Annotated in this window: 16 protein-coding genes; 11 read left to right on the top strand and 5 right to left on the bottom strand. The window is 38.4% G+C overall.

Annotated features, from left to right (window positions below):
* Positions 1 to 119: 119 nt before the first annotated feature.
* Both A8L44_RS12095 and A8L44_RS12100 read right to left on the bottom strand, forming a co-directional pair.
* Positions 120 to 752, bottom strand: a complete 633-nt coding sequence (locus A8L44_RS12095) for a YesL family protein (protein ID WP_077248111.1) — start codon at positions 750 to 752, stop codon at positions 120 to 122.
* A 180-nt stretch (positions 753 to 932) separates the two neighbouring features.
* Entirely contained in the window at positions 933 to 1,766 is an 834-nt protein-coding gene (locus tag A8L44_RS12100) for a TetR/AcrR family transcriptional regulator (protein WP_066106312.1), read from the bottom strand.
* Between the two features lie 111 nt (positions 1,767 to 1,877).
* Here A8L44_RS12100 and A8L44_RS12105 point away from each other — a divergent pair, with 111 nt between their 5' ends.
* The 6 genes from A8L44_RS12105 (at position 1,878) to nagE (ending at position 10,367) form a co-directional block, all read left to right on the top strand.
* Complete coding sequence (locus A8L44_RS12105) at positions 1,878 to 4,976, top strand: efflux RND transporter permease subunit (protein WP_066106315.1); 3,099 nt, start codon at positions 1,878 to 1,880, stop codon at positions 4,974 to 4,976.
* 138 nt (positions 4,977 to 5,114) lie between these two features.
* The gene (locus A8L44_RS12110) at positions 5,115 to 5,960 is read left to right on the top strand and encodes an aldose epimerase family protein (protein ID WP_066106319.1); all 846 of its coding nucleotides are present in this window, start codon (positions 5,115 to 5,117) and stop codon (positions 5,958 to 5,960) included.
* A gap of 157 nt (positions 5,961 to 6,117) precedes the next feature.
* Positions 6,118 to 6,636, top strand: coding sequence for a PH domain-containing protein (locus tag A8L44_RS12115; RefSeq protein ID WP_066106323.1), 519 nt, complete (start codon positions 6,118 to 6,120; stop codon positions 6,634 to 6,636).
* Entirely contained in the window at positions 6,633 to 8,075 is a 1,443-nt protein-coding gene (locus A8L44_RS12120) for a PH domain-containing protein (protein WP_066106326.1), read from the top strand. Before A8L44_RS12115 ends, A8L44_RS12120 begins: the two co-directional genes overlap by 4 nt.
* A 224-nt stretch (positions 8,076 to 8,299) precedes the next feature.
* Complete coding sequence (locus A8L44_RS12125) at positions 8,300 to 8,770, top strand: PTS sugar transporter subunit IIA (protein WP_066106329.1); 471 nt, start codon at positions 8,300 to 8,302, stop codon at positions 8,768 to 8,770.
* Between the two features lie 142 nt (positions 8,771 to 8,912).
* Positions 8,913 to 10,367 carry an N-acetylglucosamine-specific PTS transporter subunit IIBC gene (nagE, locus tag A8L44_RS12130; RefSeq protein ID WP_066106332.1) on the top strand — a complete coding sequence of 485 codons (1,455 nt, stop codon included), beginning with the start codon at positions 8,913 to 8,915 and terminating at the stop codon, positions 10,365 to 10,367.
* A gap of 209 nt (positions 10,368 to 10,576) precedes the next feature.
* Here nagE and A8L44_RS12135 read toward each other — a convergent pair whose 3' ends face one another.
* On the bottom strand, positions 10,577 to 11,401 hold the full coding sequence (locus A8L44_RS12135) for a PRD domain-containing protein (protein WP_066106335.1): 825 nt from the start codon (positions 11,399 to 11,401) through the stop codon (positions 10,577 to 10,579).
* Positions 11,402 to 11,627: 226 nt separating this feature from the next.
* Here A8L44_RS12135 and A8L44_RS12140 point away from each other — a divergent pair, with 226 nt between their 5' ends.
* From A8L44_RS12140 to A8L44_RS12155, 4 genes are all read left to right on the top strand, one after another.
* Positions 11,628 to 12,797, top strand: a complete 1,170-nt coding sequence (locus A8L44_RS12140) for an iron-containing alcohol dehydrogenase (protein ID WP_066106338.1) — start codon at positions 11,628 to 11,630, stop codon at positions 12,795 to 12,797.
* Positions 12,790 to 13,188: an acyl-CoA thioesterase gene (locus tag A8L44_RS12145; RefSeq protein WP_066106341.1), complete on the top strand. Its 399-nt coding sequence runs from the start codon at positions 12,790 to 12,792 to the stop codon at positions 13,186 to 13,188. Before A8L44_RS12140 ends, A8L44_RS12145 begins: the two co-directional genes overlap by 8 nt.
* A 147-nt stretch (positions 13,189 to 13,335) precedes the next feature.
* Positions 13,336 to 14,592, top strand: coding sequence for a cytochrome P450 (locus A8L44_RS12150; protein WP_066106343.1), 1,257 nt, complete (start codon positions 13,336 to 13,338; stop codon positions 14,590 to 14,592).
* Between the two features lie 166 nt (positions 14,593 to 14,758).
* Positions 14,759 to 15,667, top strand: a complete 909-nt coding sequence (locus A8L44_RS12155) for an SDR family oxidoreductase (protein ID WP_066106347.1) — start codon at positions 14,759 to 14,761, stop codon at positions 15,665 to 15,667.
* A 63-nt stretch (positions 15,668 to 15,730) separates the two neighbouring features.
* Here the strand turns inward: A8L44_RS12155 and A8L44_RS12160 are convergent, their stop codons facing one another.
* Positions 15,731 to 16,375: a DUF4272 domain-containing protein gene (locus A8L44_RS12160; RefSeq protein ID WP_066106350.1), complete on the bottom strand. Its 645-nt coding sequence runs from the start codon at positions 16,373 to 16,375 to the stop codon at positions 15,731 to 15,733.
* 503 nt (positions 16,376 to 16,878) lie between these two features.
* Positions 16,879 to 17,916, bottom strand: coding sequence for a ribosome small subunit-dependent GTPase A (rsgA, locus tag A8L44_RS12165; RefSeq protein WP_066106894.1), 1,038 nt, complete (start codon positions 17,914 to 17,916; stop codon positions 16,879 to 16,881).
* Positions 17,917 to 18,349: 433 nt separating this feature from the next.
* Between rsgA and A8L44_RS12170 the strand changes: the two genes are divergently transcribed.
* A complete protein-coding gene (locus A8L44_RS12170) occupies positions 18,350 to 19,360 on the top strand; it encodes a fatty acid desaturase (RefSeq protein WP_066106354.1) in 1,011 nt (336 codons plus the stop codon).
* The last annotated feature ends 62 nt before the right edge of the window (positions 19,361 to 19,422 follow it).

Raw genomic sequence — 19,422 nt, forward strand, 5'->3', positions numbered from 1 at the left:
TACACCTGGCATGGGGAGTATGTCGTTTTTATGGTTAAGGAATTTATTCAATGAAATCAATAAAAGCACAAGTGCGATAAAGGAGCATTTGTGCTTTGCGTTTTAATTAACTGACAGAGTTATAAATCAGTCAGTTTGATTTTGTTGTTTGCCTCTAAACGTTTGAAAGAGGAAGAGGCTAACCATGATGTAATAAAGGAATAAAAGCTTAAACCAAAAATAAATGCAAGTGCAGGGAAGATGAACGAGATGATTGAAAATGCAACAAGGCAAATGACCATCATGATAATTTGGATTGGGCTAATTAACATAATGAAGAATGCTTGTTTATAATTGGATCGTACCGTTAAATCATAATGAGCGAACACAGGAAACAGGTAAAAAAGTAAAAAGATAAAAAATAGAATGCAAGCAAATATCGGGATATGAGTCCAGGTCATAAGCTTGCTTGCCTCGCTCTGTATGTAAAAAAGATCAATACCTATCAATAAAAAGATAATGGATGTATAAATTCCTAAATGATTACTTTTCCAAAAGTCTTTTTTGTAATAGGACGAAAAAGTATTGAACACAGGTAAATCCGAATTCCCTCTCAACCATTCTCTCATTACAGAAAACATGGCTGTGGTGGCGGGGTATATCCCTAAAACAATTACACCGGCCAGCGTGAATAAAATCCATAATATATTTACATAAGCAAACCTCATAACCCATTCCAATATGGTATAAAGGCTGTTTCCTAAATCCTTCAATTACGAAAACCCCTCCCTGGTGAAATCATCTTATTCTATTTATTATACTGCAATATCGCAGGGTGTAATAAATATTAATAGAATAAATAGAATATTTGATATGGAACTATCAATAAGTATAAATAAAATCCCAGGCATTTTCTGCGTTTGGGATTTATGAATAATTCCGGTTGTTAAAATTTATTGTAATGTATCCAAATATGTTTCATATAAATAAGCAGTCCATTTAGTGTGGGTATTTGCCTTTAAGTTCTTTAGTAGGCCATGAATGATGACTCTTGGATATTGGGGATTCAATAAATCATCTTTTAATAGCACCAATGATTGCTGTATGTTTTGATCTGATATTTCATCCTTTTTTGCAGTGAGCAAATCCACCAGTTCCCCCTTGGTAGGAATGATAGATTTTGAGCTTGTATAGGTTAAATATTCTGCTGAAATAAGCGGAATGTCTGCCTGGTTAGCTAGAATGGTTACCTTTTCAACTAACGATTTGCATACTGTATCAAGCTCAAAAGGATAATTTGATATGAATAGCTCTGCATATAGTTTAGAGAAACTTTTAATGGTATAAACCAAATCTGGTCGCATCGAATCATCCACATTTGGAAATTGTCGGTCAACAATAGAGAATATAATAGAGTTCATAAATTGATCATATTTTGATAACTGTTCAAATAATTCCATACTACAGGAGGTAAATTGTTCTGTTATTAAAACCTTTGCAAAGTTGGAATGGCTTTGATACGAACTAAAAATATTAAAATAAAAATGATAAAGCAGTGAATGGTCTAAATTAGATTCACTGACCGCCTGTTCAATGTTCGCTGCCATATCGCTCAGGAAGTAATCAATAAGTGCATAAACTAATTCATCCTTAGATTTATAAGATAGGTAGAATGCGCCTTTTGAGATTCCGCATACTTCCGTTATTTGTTGAACAGATGTTGCTTCAATTCCATTCTTTGCGAAAAGCTCAAAGGCCCTTTCCATTATTAATTGTTTTTTAACCATGCCGACACCCCTGTTCATTTAGTTGACATCTGACCAACCAGTCATTATTATAATTAATTGTAGGAATTGAGTCAATTGCTTGAATTTTTTTAGTTAAAGGAAGGTGTAAGGGTGAAGGGGTTAGTCAACTTTGTTTTAGGAAATAAACTGGCCGTGTGGCTATTAACGATTATTATTACAGCATCAGGAATCTATTCAGGTACAAGAATGAAAATGGAGTCAATTCCAGATATATCTATTCCTTACTTAATTGTAATGGGTGTATATCCCGGTGCTGCTCCAGAGCAAGTAATGAATGAAGTCTCCATTCCAATGGAGAAGGCAATAGAGGGACTTGAAGATGTCAATGCCGTATATTCCAATTCATCATCCAGTGTATCTCAGGTTCAGGTAGAGTATGAGTACGGAGTAGATATGGATGAGAAAAAGCGTCAGCTTGAATCAGCTATTGACGGAGTAAAAATGCCGGAGGATGCTGAAGAACCATCTATTATGGCAATCAGTATGAATATGATGCCGATTCTATCCTTATCCATCAGCAGTGAGGAAGAGGACATTGTAGATTTAACCTCGACTGTTGAAGATACAATCCTGCCTAAGATTGAAGATATTGATGGTGTAGCTTCTGCAACTATCACAGGACAGCATATAGAAGAAGTAAACTTCAGTTACGATCAGGAAAAGATGAAGCAATTTGGACTGACTGAAGACAAAGTGAAGGAAATGATTCAGGCGAGTGATATGGAGCTTTCACTCGGTCTTTATGAGTTTGAGGAAGGCGAAGAAGCGGTTTATGTAGATGGTAAACTAAAAACAGTTGATGGCCTGAAAAACATGGTCATTCCAGTTACACCATCTGCGGAAAATCCAACGCCATTTGTGAAATTGAGTGACATTGCAAAAATTGAAACGGTTGGTAAAGTAGAATCCGTTTCACGTACGAACGGTAAGGATGCCATAGCGATTCAAATCGTTAAAGGGCAGGAAGCAAATACCGTGACAGTCGTGAATGCTGTTAAAGATTTAATTGATGACCAGGAGAAGGCAATCGATGGATTGAAGATCGATGTTACGCTTGACCAGGGTAAACCAATTGAAGACTCTGTATTTACGATGATTGAAAAAGCTTTATTTGGCGGATTAATTGCGATTCTGGTTATCTTGTTATTTTTACGGGATATCAAATCTACGATTATATCCATTATCTCTATACCAGTATCCATTTTCATGGCATTGTTGCTCTTGAATTGGATGGATATTACTTTAAATATCATGACACTTGGTGCGATTACGGTTGCGATTGGACGGGTAATTGATGACTCCATTGTCGTTGTGGAAAATATTTATCGAAGAATGCACTTGAAAGAAGAGAAGCTTAGAGGGCGTGCACTGATTCGTGAAGCAACGCTTGAAATGTTCAAGCCTATATTGTCTTCAACATTAGTAACGATAGCAGTATTTGCCCCAATGGTCTTCATTGGTGGTATGGTAGGAGAATTGTTCATGCCATTCGCCTTAACAATGTCATTTGCCTTGATTGCATCGTTAATCGTGGCCATTACAATTGTTCCGGCACTATCTCACTTCTTATTCCGTAAAGGAATATATGGTGAAAGAAAAGAAGGTCAGCATAAAGAAGTAGGTAAACTAGCATTATGGTATAAAGGTGTATTGGCGAAGGTGCTGAACCATAAAATCATCACCTCCATTATCGCTGTTGTTCTGCTAGTTGGTTCAATAGCCTTAACACCGTTAATTGGATTCAGCTTTATGGGATCACAGGAAGAGAAAACAATGTATATTACGTACACACCAGCTACTGGTGAGTTACAGGAAGATACATTGAAAAACATTGAGCAAGTCGAAGAGAAGTTAATGGATCGGAAAGATATAGATACAATCCAGATATCCGTAAACGATTCTGATTCTGCTGATATGGCAGCATCTATGGCTATGGGCGGCGGTGCTGGCGGAGCATTAATGTTCCTCATCTTTGATCCTGATATGGAAAACTTCAGTGAGGCAAAAGAAGAAGTTGAAGAATATTTACTTAATATCGGCCAATCAGGTGAATGGAAGCTGCAAGACTTTGCGGCCATGGGCGGTATGTCATCTAATGAAGTAAGCTACACGATTTACAGTAAAGACTTGGATGATCTGCAGAATGCTGTTAAACAAGTGGAAGGCGCTCTCGGTAATGTGGATGAAGTTGAAGATGTGACTTCTGATGCCGAGGATCCATATGTTGAGCACGTATTAAATGTGGATCAGGCGGATGTCCTGCAATATGGTTTAACTACTGGCCAAATTGTTATGGCACTAAATGCATCTGATCAAAAAGAAGTATTAACGACAGTTGAAAATGATGGCAATGATATAGAGGTAGTCGTTCAACGTGAAGCGAAAGCTGATCCGAAATCAATGGATGACTTACTGAAAACGCCAATACCAACTGCACAGGGTACGGCAATGCCTTTATCCGAGTTAGTAAAAGTTGAAGAAGGCACAACACTCAACACATTAGCTCGTTCTGAAGGTGAGTATTATGCGACTGTGTCTGCAACCATTATCGGTGAAGATGTATCCAAGGCTTCAACTGCAGCAGATGAAGAAGTGGATAAACTCGATTTACCTAAGGGTGTAACGACGGGAGTTGCCGGCGTTGCAGCAGATATGACTGAGACATTTACACAGCTAGGGGTGGCCATGATTGCAGCAGTTGCAATCGTCTACTTTATCCTAGTTGTCACATTCCGTGAAGGATTGGCGCCATTTGCCATTCTGTTCTCCTTGCCATTTGCAGTAATAGGTTCATTTGTTGGATTATATCTAACTGATCAAACCATTTCTGTATCTGTTATGATGGGTCTGTTAATGTTAATTGGTATTGTTGTTACAAATGCCATAGTGTTAGTTGACCGTATCATTCACATGGAACGTGAAGGAATGAAGATGCGTGAAGCCATTCTTGAGGCTGGAGCAACAAGATTGCGTCCAATTCTCATGACTGCTATTGCTACAATTGGTGCAATGATACCAATGGCACTCGGTGATGGCGGCGGTGGAGGTCTTGTTTCAAAAGACCTGGCTATTACCGTTATTGGCGGTTTGATTAGTTCCACGCTATTAACTTTAGTAGTAGTACCGATTGTTTATGAGGTACTTTCTAAAATGCTTAAGAAGAATCGTAAGGATATAGTAGAAGACTAAACAACTAAAAACACAGTTTCCTAGCAACCTAGTTTGCTAACGAAACTGTGTTTTTTTGTCTAGGCATTAATCAATATGAGTATGAATTGTGGTATAATTCACAAATATAAATCAATTTAGGTTTAAGGAGTGAACGGAATGACGATGGAAGTAATGGCGGGTTATAACGTAATCGTTCTTACGGAAAAAGCCACAGATTCAAGAGCGGTTTTATGTCCGGAAAGAGGGGGCATCTTAATTCAGCTAACTCTTCATGGAAAGGACATTTTATATTTACAAGAGGAAACGTTTGCGGATCCAGCAAAAAATATCCGTGGAGGAAACCCGGTTCTGTTTCCAATCTGTGGTCCATTACCAAACAATGAATATCAATTAAACGGACATACATATACAATGCGACAGCATGGATTTGCCCGGAATAAAGCTTGGAAAGTAATCGATCAAGCTTCAAATTGGGCTACTTTACATCTGCAGGATGATGAAGAAAGCTTTAAACAATACCCTTTTCATTTTTCTCTAGAATTTACGTATAAATTGGAAGACGGAAAACTAAGTATCTACCAAACCTACAAAAATTTATCATCAGAAACCATGCCATTCTATGCTGGTTTTCATCCTTATTTTAATGCGAATCATTCAAACAGTCGTTATGAAATTCCAGCAACTCAATATGTTGATAATGAAGATGGCATAACAAAAAAGTACGAAGAAAATCTAAAAGATTTACCTATTCAGGATGCAAAGAATTTCAGTCCAGTATCTGAAGGGATATCCAGACTAAGTAATAATCAAGACACTATAGAAGTAGAGTATAGCAACGACTTTACTACCATTGTTGTGTGGTCAGAACGGCCAGATCAATATGTATGTCTTGAACCATGGATGGCATTACCTGGTGGATTTGAACAGATGGAAGGTGTTGTTCGTTTACCTGCGCACGAAGAGTTACAGGCTAAATGCAGTATCTCAATCAAGCTGGGATAAACTTGGAAGGATACAACTCGGTAAGGCTAGTTACCGGGTTTTTTTATTTGATTGAAAGGAATAGAAGGTTTTTTGTCGAAATAAGGGATAGGAGCATAACAGAGTAAATATCTATCCTCACGTATAGATAGTAAAAGATAAGCAGGGATGTGGAGCAATGTATTTACAGATTCAAGAACCGACGCAGAGAATATCGAAGGACAGTATATTGGTTTGGAGGCTGTCCAAAACACTTGGGCATGGAGCCACTATCCTCGTAGCTGGGGTATTATGGTATCTATCTGAAATGTATGAATGGAAAACGTGGATCACCTATACTTTAATCGTGCTTATAGGTTTGACAGTGCTTTCAGCTATTTATGAAATTTTATTTGAACCGTACTATAAATATAAAACCTGGAGATACGAGATTGACGAGGAATACGTTCAATTGAAGCGTGGCCATTTTATTGTAGAGCACATTGTGATTCCGATGGCAAAAGTAGAATATGTATCGACACATCAAGGCCCCTTCTTACGAAAGTATCAGCTTTATGATGTTGAAATAGGAACCACAACTACAAATCATACGATTCCAGCGATACCAGCTGAACAAGCGATCGCTTTAAGGGAGCAAATTGCGATTTTCGCGAAGGTTAAAGACCGTGATGAAAAAGGAATGGAGCAGGAGTTATGAATCACTCTAAAAAAAGACAGCATCCTGCCTGGATTCTTATAGAAATCGTTTCATTTATTAAAAGTCTCTTATTTATTATCATCTTCCTATTTATTTTAAATGCTGGCACAGAGACCGGTTGGGTTGTATGGGCGCGATATGCATTTTGGGCTGTTGTTGCCTGGGCCCTTATATACATTCCATTAAAATGGTATTCAAATACCTATGAATTGAACGAAGAAGCGATCGTTCTTCATGAGGGTGTGTTGGTTAAAAAGCTGCGTACAACAACCTATGAACGAATTCAGGACCATCATATTCAAACAAACTTTATTCATAAGCTGCTTGGGCTAACAACGATTAAACTTGAAACCGGGACTACGGATGACGAATCGACTCTAATCTTTGAGGCTGTTAGTTCAGAGGAAGCGGATCGCATCCTTGATTTAGTATACAGGAAAAATTCCAATCGGTTAGATGAAGCAAAAGAAGAAGAAGTCGTTGAAAAACAGATCTACTTCCGCTCCACTCAAAAAGATAACCTAAAAGCTGCGCTGACGTCATTCAGTTTTCTAGCCATTTTCCCTCTTCTGGCAGCTGTGTACTCAAATATTGATGATTTTTTTAATGTAGAGGAATCCACTAAAGCAGTGTTTACCTACTTTATGAATCACTTAGGTTTATTGGTTCCGTTGATTATAATTGCGCTTCTTCTTTCTTTTGGAATAGGATATATCCAAACTGTCATCAAGTATGGGAATTATGAAATAGCCGGTGATAATCAAAGGATTTATATTTCTAAAGGAGTGTTGAACAGAAACACTTTTTCTATACAAAAAAGCAGGGTTCAGGCGATTACGATTAAACAGTCTTTAATCAAGCGTCTTCTGGGGATGGCCGAGGTCAAGGTAGTAAGTGCCGGCCAAACAGAGAGTAGTGAACAGGAGATTAGTTCACTTTATCCATTTTTACCAAAGCATGAAGCCTATTCGTTAACGAATGAATTATTGCCAGATTATCATATTGAAGAAGAAATGACTCATTTACCGAAGCACGTATTATGGCTAAGGCTAATTCGCCCTTATTACTGGACGATTGCTGCTTTGATCGGTCTCTTTTTATTCAAGAAAGACTGGATTTGGTTGGCGATAGGTGTATTTGTAATTGAGCTGATTCTCCGCCTCCTTAATTATAAATTTACAAGCTATTTGCAAACGGATGCTTTCATCCAAGTACGAAATGGCGGTTTAATTACAGAAACCTTTTTAACAAAACGTAAGAATATTCAGCAAACCGTGAGTAAATATTCATGGCTGCAGCGTAAATTTAACGTGGCTACATTGGAATTCACCAATCGCTCCAAGCCGGTTGTCATTACTTCATTACCTGATGTACCAAAGGAAGTTGTTGTGGAATTTCATGAATGGTATAAGGGTAGTGCCAATATAAAAAGATTGTAAGAGTATCCAAAATTCCCCTGTAATTTACATAAGAAAAATGATACTATGGAGATAGAAATGTTATCTGTCTCACATGTAACTGATACGATCAGGCATGGTGGTAAAGTGATAGGTTAGAAGTAACCTATTTCTAATTCCGCCATGCCTTTTTTGTTCAATGGGACAGGGTGAAGATTAATTTCTAAATACAATTCATATCTACAGACAGAGAGGAGCAATTAAGAATGGCATTTAGTTTTTTTAAGAAGAAAGAGAATAATTTGGTGGCACCGTTAAATGGTACAGTTATTTCAATTGAAGAGGTTCCCGATCCGGTATTCAGCCAAAAAATGATGGGAGAAGGTATTGCAATTCAGCCATCGGGCGGCCATGTATATGCGCCTATTAATGGAGAGATTATCATGATTGCTCCAACCAAACATGCCATTGCGATCCGCAGTAAATCTGGTATTGAGGTCTTAATTCATATTGGTCTTGAAACTGTTGCCTTAAATGGAGAAGGATTTCAGCCTTCTGTTAAAGAAGGAGAACAGGTGAGAGCTGGACAATTGTTGATAGAGGTGGATTGGGCGTATTTAGAGGAGCGAGTTGAAAGTACGGTTACTCCAATTATAGTGATGAATAGCGATAAGGAAATTACCTACGGCAGTAAGGGAACGTGTACACAAGGTGAAACGGTTATTATGACAATCTAAAACTATTTTTTATTATACATGAAAGGAGGTGATGAGAACTTTAGGAAAGTGCATTATTTTGAAAACGTTTTCAAAATCTGGTCAAATTTATGGCTTGAAAGCGTAGTCTAGCTCACTAATTAAAAGAAGTGGAGGGAGTAAAGTGAAGAAGTATATACAAAGGCTGGGCGGCTCGTTAATGTTGCCTGTCGCAGTTTTGCCTGCTGCTGCTGTTTTGATGGGACTTGGTTACTGGATTGACCCGAGTGGCTGGGGTGCTGAGAGTCCTGTGGCAGCCTTCTTAATCAAAGCCGGATCATCAATTATAGACAGTATTCCAATCCTGTTTGCAGTCGGTGTGGCACTTGGAATGTCAAAGGATCGGGATGGTTCAGCTGCTTTAAGTGGCTTAGTTGCCTTTTTGGTTGTAACGACCTTGTTGGCACCGGAAACGGTTGCGATGTTAAAGGGGATTGAATTAGAAAATGTGGATCCAGGCTTTGATAAAATCAAAAATGCATTTGTCGGAATCATATCAGGTATTATAGCATCTTCCATGTATAACCGATTCAGTCATGTCAAGCTTCCGGATGCATTAGCTTTCTTTAGCGGTAAACGTTTGGTACCGATTATGACAGCCTTAGCTATGCTGGTTGTCTCTCTCGTTCTACTATTTGTATGGCCTCCTGTTTATACAGCCCTGATTTCATTTGGTGAAGGTATCTCTAAATTGGGAGCTGTAGGTGCCGGTCTTTACGGATTCTTTAATCGATTATTAATACCAACCGGATTACACCATGCTTTAAACCAAGTTTTCTGGTTTGATGTTGCGGGCATCAATGATATCAGTAACTTCTGGAAAGGTGAAGGTGTAAAAGGTGTCACTGGAATGTATCAGGCCGGATTCTTCCCGGTAATGATGTTTGGGTTACCTGCTGCTGGATTGGCTATGTATCATACGGCGAAAACTAAACATAAGAAACAGATTGCTTCCTTAATGCTTGCAGCCGGCTTTGCTGCATTCTTTACAGGTGTGACGGAACCTCTTGAGTTTGCTTTTATGTTTGCAGCTCCATTATTATACTTAGTCCATGCTGTATTGACAGGAATTTCGCTAGCGATTGCCGCCACTTTTCATTGGACAGCGGGGTTTGGTTTCAGTGCTGGTCTTATAGACTTTGTCCTAAGTTTCAGATTACCGCTCGCTAATCAACCTTATATGCTGATTGTCCAGGGATTAATTTTTGCAGTCATTTATTATTTCTTGTTCCGATTCATTATTGTGAAATTTAATCTTAATACACCTGGAAGAGGAGAAGAATTGGAGAATGAGGCAAATGGAATGCAAGCTGCTGCGGCCTCTATTGAAAATAAATATGCCAGTTTAGCTGCTGCGATTTATACAGGATTGGGTGGTAAAGAAAATATCGTTTCTGTTGATAATTGTGCAACTCGCCTTAGACTGGAAGTCAAAAATATGGATGTGGTTGATCAAAATAAAATTAAATCAACCGGTGTACATGGTATTAAGATAACCGGAAGGGAAAGTCTGCAGGTAATTGTCGGTACAAATGTTCAATTTGTTGCTGATGAGCTAAAAAAATTAGTGAAGAACTAGTTCATAATCGTTTTAAATGAAAGATACAATCATAGAATTTCAAGTGGATCCTATTAAATTGGCAACTTAGCTTCATTTTTTGCAGGCATCTAGCCTATAATGCAACTCAAACGAAAGCTCCTTCCAGTCGATATGGAAAGAGCTTTTTTTAGTATTACAAGTTCAACTATGAGAGAAGCGGTCAAAGCTATCAGCAATAAATAACATAATCATCCCTTTCTGCCTCGCAATCTCTCAATATGAATCGTAATATAGCCAATTTCCTCAGAGGGAAGATGTATGCCATGCTGTGTAGATAGATGTTCTGCGATTGTTTTAGCACATTGGTAAGAGGAAGGAAACTTACTGCTTATCATCATTAGCATTTCTTCATCCATTGTGCGTTCAGGAGCTTCATTGACTCTATACAGGGTGTAGCGAAAATGAGTTATTAAGCGCTCGTAGGAAAGTCCTGTTTCTTCTAAACTGATAGAAAAATAGTCCCTGATCATATGTACAATTTCATTAATAATAGAAGTTTGGCGCAGGGAGACTTGCAGATTTCCAGACGGAATAGATGCCGTATGCAGATGGAGCGCGATAAAGGCAGCTTCATCTATGGGCATTTGTATACCTATTTTCTCCTTAACATGATTGATCGCCCAAATGCCTATGTCAAACTCCTTTTTATATAAAACTCTTATTTCGGGGATAAGTTTATTTTTTATAAATATACCATCTTCATGGCGTTCAATCGCAAACGTAAGATGGTCTGCGAGAGCAATAAAGATATGGGGATTTAATTTTACTTGAAGGCAATCCTCAGCATACTGAATAATCTCCTGTGTTAGAATCATATGCTCATTGGGGATTTGGGGCAAAAGCTGATCAAAATGATCACTGTTTTTGATAACAAATAGTTTATCGATCTTATTCCTATTGATGATATCGTTTTTCCCTTTATTAAATGCAATTCCTGGACCCAGCGCAATTTTTTCCTGATTTTCATCCATGACAATAACGGCATTATTATTAAGGACTTTCTTGATTTTCATGCATCTTCATCTCCTGCAATCCTTGGCATATTAGTTTTATATCGATGGGAAAGTGGTTACTTCTATCATATTAAAATAGATAATAGATGTAAAATTTATATTTAATTGGAAGAAAATTGTGTAGTTGTTAAAAATATAACAGGAAATAGATGGTTTATAACGAAGTATGTAAAAGAAGTCTTTAGATTTTCAGTAAAGAATTATTAATAGAGAAAAGGAGGCTGTGATGGTGTTGTCTACTATTAAATTACCAAGTCAAACTTTTATCGGCTGGGGTTCAATGGAGAGACTGGATGAAGGTTTGCAATCTATGAAAAGTAATAAAATCCTGCTAATCACTGACCAAATATTACTTGATATTGGATTGCTTACACCTTATATGACTCCATTGCAATCAAAATATAGAGTTGAAATTTACACAGATGTAGAGCCAGAGCCGACTCTTGCTTGTGCTCAACGATTGGTCGATTTTGCAAGAATAGAAGATTTTGATTGTATTGTAGGTATTGGCGGAGGATCGGTATTGGATTTAGCTAAGCTGGCCGCGGTTATATCTGACAATGAAGGGGATGTTGCCGACTATTTAAATTTAACTGGGACAAAACCAATCCTCCGTAAAGGGAAACAAAAAATATTAATCCCGACCACCTCGGGGACTGGAAGTGAAGTGACGGACATTGCCGTGTTATCACTTGATGGAACAAAAGATGTCATTACCCATAAGTATTTGTTGTCTGATCTGGCAATTGTCGATCCGCAGCTGACTGTTTCTGTACCAAGACGAATTACGGCTGCTACCGGTGTGGATGCTTTGACACATGCGATAGAGTCATATCTTTCAGTCCAAGCGAATGATGTGACGGATGGGATTGCCATTCAAGCAATTAAGCTTATTGGAGGGGCAATCCGCAGGGCTGTACAAAATGGTGAGACCCCGGAAGCAAGATCAGCAATGAGCCATGGGAGTTATCTGGCTGGCCTGGCTTTTCACAATGCAGGTGTAGCCGGTGTCCATGCACTTGCGTATCCACTAGGAAGTCAATACAAACTGCCTCATGGTGAATCGAATGCTGTATTGCTGCCTTATGTAATGGACTATATTAAGGAACATTGCCAGGATAAAATGAGTCATCTAGTAACGATGCTGGGAGATGAAAAGCAGACGCCATTCGAGGTGTTTCATCAATTGATAGAGGACGTTGGATTGCCTGTCACATTGAAAGAATATGGTGTGAAGGAAGCCTCGTTGGTAGGATTGTCCGATGATGCGAACAAACAGACAAGGCTGCTGGCCAGAAGTCCGCTCCCTTTAAATAAGGATGATATATTGAACATTTATCAGCATGCATATAAAGGAGTGCCTTTGAGTAGGGAGGCGGGAGGCCGGTATGTATAAGAAAACGATAGAGCCGAGAGTTTCTGAAACAGATGGCATTGGCCATGTCAATAATACGACGATTCCCATTTGGCTTGAAGCAGCAAGGAACCCGATTTTTAAACTGTTTACTCCAGATCTCTCATTTCAGAAATGGAAAATGATCATTCTAAATATGAATATAGATTATAGTAGACAAATATATTTCGGTACAAATGTCGAAGTTTTCACATGGGTTAAACGCATTGGAAATACAAGCTTGGAGCTGTATGAGGAGATTCACCAGAATGGTCAGGTTTGTGCCAAAGGGACAGCAGTATATGTTAATTTTAATTTGGAGACTCAGAAAACAGAACCTATACCGCAACATTTAAAACATGAACTTTCCCAGCATGTATATATTGAAAATTGATTAGAGACTTACGGATTACGTAAGTCTTATTTCTATTAGGGCAGCTAGTTGGTACAGAACGGAAATGGCATGCATGAATAGTATGTTTATATACTTTTCTGAGGGGTATCCTGTTTTATTATGGACTATATATGAGGAGCTGTTGATATGAAAGGTATAAAAGAAATTCCTCGTGAAAAAACCGTTGATAACACCCTTACCCTATTATCAGAAGGGTACGAATTTATTTCTAACAGGCGAAAGCAATTCAATTCGGACATATTTCAGACTCGCCTTCTGGGACAGAAGGTTATTTGTATGACAGGAGAGGAAGCTGGAAGAGCCTTCTATGATGAAGGTCGATTTATTCGTAAACCGGCAATTCCGATGAGAATTCAGAAATCTCTTTTTGGTAAAAATGGTGTACAAACGCTGGATGAAGAAGAACACCGACATCGTAAAGGGATGTTCATGTCGATTATGACACACCAAAGTTTGGACAAACTCCAGGAAATCACAAAAAAACAATGGATGTCGGTTATCCCTAAATGGGAAAAGAGTAAAAAAGTGATTTTAATGGAAGAGGCTAAACAAGTTCTTTACAGGATTGCCTGTGAGTGGGCTGGAGTTCCGTTAAAAGAAAAGGAAGTAAAAAAGAGAGCAGAAGAAATGTTTAATTTAGTTGATTCTATTGGTGGAGTGGGTCCAAGATACCAAAAAGGCAGATGGGCAAGAAGAGACTCAGATAAGTGGGTTGCTGATATTATTGGACAAGTACGAGATGGGAAACTAAGAGCTGAGCAAGGTACTGCTTTATCGATCATAGCTAATCATCGTGATTTGACTGGTGAATTGTTGGAACCGGAATTGGCCGCGGTCGAATTAATTAATATCATTCGACCTGTGGTGGCTAATTGTTATTTTGTTGTATTCTGTGCTATAGCGATGCATGATTATCCTGAGGTACGTAAATTATTGAAAACCAATAATGAAGTGTACAATAAAATGTTTGTACAGGAAGTACGTCGCTATTATCCTTTTGCACCATTTTTAGGAGCCAGAGTCCGCAAAGACTTTTATTGGAATGAATATCCGTTCAAAAAAGGGACATTGGTTCTTTTGGATCTATACGGAACCAATCATCATCCGAATCTTTGGGATGATCCAGATACATTTAACGTTGAGCGATTTAGAGAATGGAAGGACAGCCCATTTGCCTTTATTCCACAAGGCGGCGGAGATTATGATAAGGGACACCGTTGTGCAGGGGAATGGGCTACCGTCAAGATTTTGCAAACAACTGTTGATTTTCTAGTTAAAGATATTGATTATGAAGTACCCGAACAGGACTTAGCAATCAGTAAGACCAGAATACCAACCTACCCAAAAAGTGGATTCATTATCCAAAATGTAAAAAGTATTTAAATGAAGGGCACCCAGAGTGGGTGTCTTTTTTATGTTAAAGGGATTATAGGAAGCCACCTGTCTCTTGATGGGCTATTTTAATAAATATATAACCCCAGGGTGCATATAGGACACTTTTCTGCTATACGCATAATAGTGAGGCTAAAATTCGGGAGGTCTGAATTATATGTATCCATACTATAAGTATTTAAGGAAGGAAAGATATTGTAAAGATGTACCGATTGCTTTTCCTCCTCAACATCAAAGCGAGCATCCGGGGTTGGAATATGTAATGAATCCTAGACCTATATCTGAAAATCCATACTACAAAGGGAGCGGAAAGCTGGAGAGGAAGACTGCGCTTATTACAGGAGGAGATTCAGGTATTGGCAGAGCGGTCGCCTATTCTTTTGCGAAAGAGGGTGCGAATGTTGCTATTGTATATCTGTATGAGCATGAGGATGCCGAGGAAACAAAAGAAAGAATCGAGAAGCTAGGGGTTAAGTGCCTGCTTATATGTGGAAATCTTACCCATGAGGATATGTCAGTGGCTGCCGTTCGTCAATGTTTGGACGAATTTGGAAAGATCGATATTTTGGTAAATAATCATGCTGTACAGTTTGTTCAAAAACGGATTGAGGATATTACGGAGGAACAACTTGATTTAACATTTCGTACGAATATTTATTCCTATTTTTTTATGGTGAAGGCTGTCCTGCCACATCTCCAGCGTGGGTCTTCTATTATAAATACAGCTTCCGTAACAGCATATAATGGTCACCCTAAGCTATTGGATTATTCAGCAACGAAAGGGGCGGTTGTTACATTTACGCGTTCGCTTTCTCTTTCTTTAATAAAAAAGGGGATTCGGGTAAATGGTGTAGCTCCAGGACCAATTTGGACACCGCTGATTCCGTCTTCATTTTCAGCTGAAGAGGTAAAGACTTTTGGAACATTAACTCCTGAGGTACCGATGAAGCGAGCAGGCCAACCATTTGAAATTGCCCCCAGCTATGTATTTTTAGCATCAGATGATTCGAGCTATATGTCGGGGCAAATCCTCCATCCAAATGGAGGGGATATGGTAAGTTCGTAACAAGTAGTGACGAAACTGCAAGCCAAGGCATCCCCATCTGAATTGATCGAATATAGTATAGGTTTAGATTGTATCCATTGATATATCGTCCCATTCCTCATCCAAGATATTAATCATCCAATTTAGAGCATATCTTCTCTCGTAAACAACACCGGGACTAATTTCAATCGGAAATTCTTCATTATTCATACGAGTTTCGGCAATAGCCCAATGGAGTCTGTACAAAAGATCGAGTGCATCCAGTATTTCATTTTTGTCCCGATAGGAAGCCCGTTCCAATAGCTCTTCCTTGGTAGAATGCAATACAAGATCATAAAGTGTTTCTACATCGGATAAAGTATGTGGGAATGGAAGATCGGGTATCAGATTAATGGCCCATAAAAGGGCAGAGTTACATTCAATTTTCCAGGAGTAGGTGTTATATTCGTCCTGGTCAGGTTCTTCATTCTCAATGAACTCTTTTTCCTCAGGAGAAAATAATTCTTTCGCATTGTAACTCTCTAAAAATTCGTCGATCGTTTCATCGGGGGCACCGCTGCCTTTAGCCGATACTATGGTGATGGCAATAATTCGGTCAATCACCTGTTCAATATCTTTAAAATGCAGGCTATTTTCACTTTCTAATGTATGTAAGTGTGTATTTATTGGGATTCCCATCTCTTTTAATAATTTTTCTGTCCGCTTTTTTCTTCCTATTGGACTATTCATTTAAATCTCCTCTTTCTGTACAAAGGCCTGCCTTTTATCTTGTAAATATGGATAATCATTTTGTCATGATGATTTTAACATATTTTGGTTAAATGATTGAATATTCTGCACTGGGAGGAGAATTTTGTAATTTTTTTATGTAAGAGGGTTTGTATAAGAGAGGTTTGATTTGAGTGGGCAGTTCACTCAGAAAGATAAGGTAGTGCAAAAGAAAAAGAACGATGACATTACCACAGGATGTGGCGAATTTAGTCTTCGTTCCTTAACCCAGCCCTTCAGCCTTTTGCTTAATCCAGATTCAGGGCCTAGGAGCTCAGGACATAAGCATGACCTCTACAGGAGGGAGAACACCTCCTTCCGAGCTCCTGAGCTAGGCCCTTCATTTTTTTGCTTAATCTAGCTTCGACGGCTAGAAGCTCAGGACATAAGTATGAACTCTACAGGAGGGAGAACACCTCCTTCCGAGTTCCTGTCTTATGCTCCTCGCTTCTGGGCAAGCCGTCTCAGCCTTTTGCTTTTTTCCATTTAGCTTTTTCCGCGAGTGCGGCGCGTTGGTTTTCTTTTCGGTTTAGGTAGGCGAGTTCGCGTTGGAGTTTTAGGTAACTGGCAAAGCGTTCTTTACTCAGCGTTTTATTGGATATTGCCTCCTGTACTGCGCAACTTGGTTCGGTTTTGTGTTTACAGTCTGTGAATTTACATTGTGAAGCTAATTCTTCTATATCAGTGAAACTATGACTGATTCCTTCGTCGGCTTCCCATAATTGTAATTCCCTCATTCCGGGAGTATCAATTATGATCCCTCCTCCATTAAGGATAACTAGTTCTCGGTGTGTAGTTGTGTGTCTCCCTTTATCATCATCTTTCCGAATGGATTTAACCTCTAGGATGCTGTCGCCGTATAGTACATTTGTTAATGTTGATTTACCGGTACCAGATGAACCAAGTAAAGCAACTGTTTTACCTTCTTGGATATAAGGGTCTAATTGCTCTAAACCCATCCTGTTTTCCGCACTGATAGCATGAATGGGTACACCTAATGCGATTGCCTCTACTTCTCTGATTTTTTGATCAACATCATCACATAAATCAGATTTGCTTAAAATAATGACAGGATTTGCTCCGCTTTCCCAAGCCATCAATAAGTAACGTTCCAGCCTGCGCATATTAAAATCGGTGTTAAGTGCATTGACTAAGAAAATGGTATCGATATTGGCTGCGACAAGTTGCTCTTCAGTAGTCACTCCAGCTTTCTTTCTTGAGAATTTACTTCTTCTTGGCAGTACTGCGTGGATGGTTGCTTTTTGCTCCTCTTTTCGGGAAGTGATGGCAACCCAATCACCGACTGCAGGAAAATCGGAGCTTTCCTTTGCTTCATGACGCATTTTGCCTGTAACTTCAGCTAAAAGATTACCATCTTCCGAGAAAACACGATACATACCCTTATGTTCCAAAGCTACACGGCCTACTGTATATTCTTTATGGCTATATTGTTTGAAAGCTTCTTCAAAATGCTGATTCCAGCCTAATTGTTTTAAATTCAATTTAAATTCCTCCAAATGATTGTTTTGATTGCAAAATAAAAAGGAGGCCAAATACGTTGGTCTCCTTTATGTCGTTTCTGTGTTATAGACAGATTCGGACAAATAAAAACCGTGGGCGCACACAGCCCACGGAAATATGCAAATTCAATCATGTTAAAATAAAGGAATTTTATGCATCCTTACCAGAGGGCTGTGATATGAAATTGACAGAAACTATATTTACGATTTGAGTTTCCATAATACATTCCTCCTTTAAGTAAGTGATTACATTAACTATAGTTTAATTTTTTTTGATTTGCAAATGAATTATTCAGTTTATTCAAAAATGTTTGTATATGACATATGTCATGTTCACCTATTGACGTTTATGACTAGTTTGGAGTTGAACTATTCTATAACATTAAGAATAAATATTGTTATAGAGGTGAATAAAATGTCCAAGGAGAAGAATATATCCTTAAGAAAACAAATTGCTCCCTATGAAAAGGCGAATACAAAATCAAGCGTAAAACAAATTCTAAATACATTTATTCCATTTTTAATTCTTTGGTTTGCTGCCTATCAAAGCCTGGAGATTTCGTATTGGCTGACATTGTTTTTTGCGGTACTTACATCCGGATTTGTTATTAGATTATTTATTATCTTCCATGATTGCTGCCATCAATCCTTTTTTAAAAATAGGAAATGGAACGATATTTTAGGGACGATAACTGGAGTTATTACCATGTTTCCATATGAACAGTGGAAAAGAAGTCATTCCATTCATCATGCGACAAGCAGTAATTTGAATAAGCGTGGAACCGGAGACATTTGGATTATGACTGTCGAGGAATACAAGATGGCCTCGTTTAAGGAAAAGTTAATATATCGACTATATCGGAATCCAATTGTCATGTTTGGGTTAGGTCCTATCTATTTATTTTTAGTTACAAATCGTTTCAATCGTAAGGGTGCCAGAAGAAAAGAACGCATAAACACGTATATTACCAATCTATCTATCGTCGTCATATATGCATCTATGTGCTTGCTCATCGGTTGGAAAGAATTTTTATTGATTCAATTGCCGATCTTGTTTATTGCAGGTGCTCTGGGAATCTGGTTATTCTATGTACAGCATCAATTTGAAGATTCATATTTTGAGGAAGAAAAAGATTGGGACTATGTCAAAGCGGCAATCGACGGAAGCTCCTATTATAAGCTTCCAAGAATTCTTCAATGGGTGACGGGGAATATAGGGTTTCACCATGTCCATCATTTAAGCCCAAGAGTACCAAATTATCATCTTGAAAAAGTCCATAATGAGACTGCTCCTTTACAGCAAGCTACAACCATTACGATATCTTCAAGCTTAAAGGCAATCCGTTTTCGCTTATGGGATGAAAAAGGTAAAGGCTTTGTGAGCTTTAAAGACATAAATAGGCGTGCTGGTAAGGTAAAGTCATAATTTAGATGTTACAAAAAAATACAGTAAATTTACTGTATTTTTTTTATTTACTGGTATATGCT

The sequence above is a fragment of the Bacillus sp. FJAT-27986 genome, from assembly GCF_001685035.1.
Classification (GTDB): domain Bacteria; phylum Bacillota; class Bacilli; order Bacillales; family Pradoshiaceae; genus Pradoshia.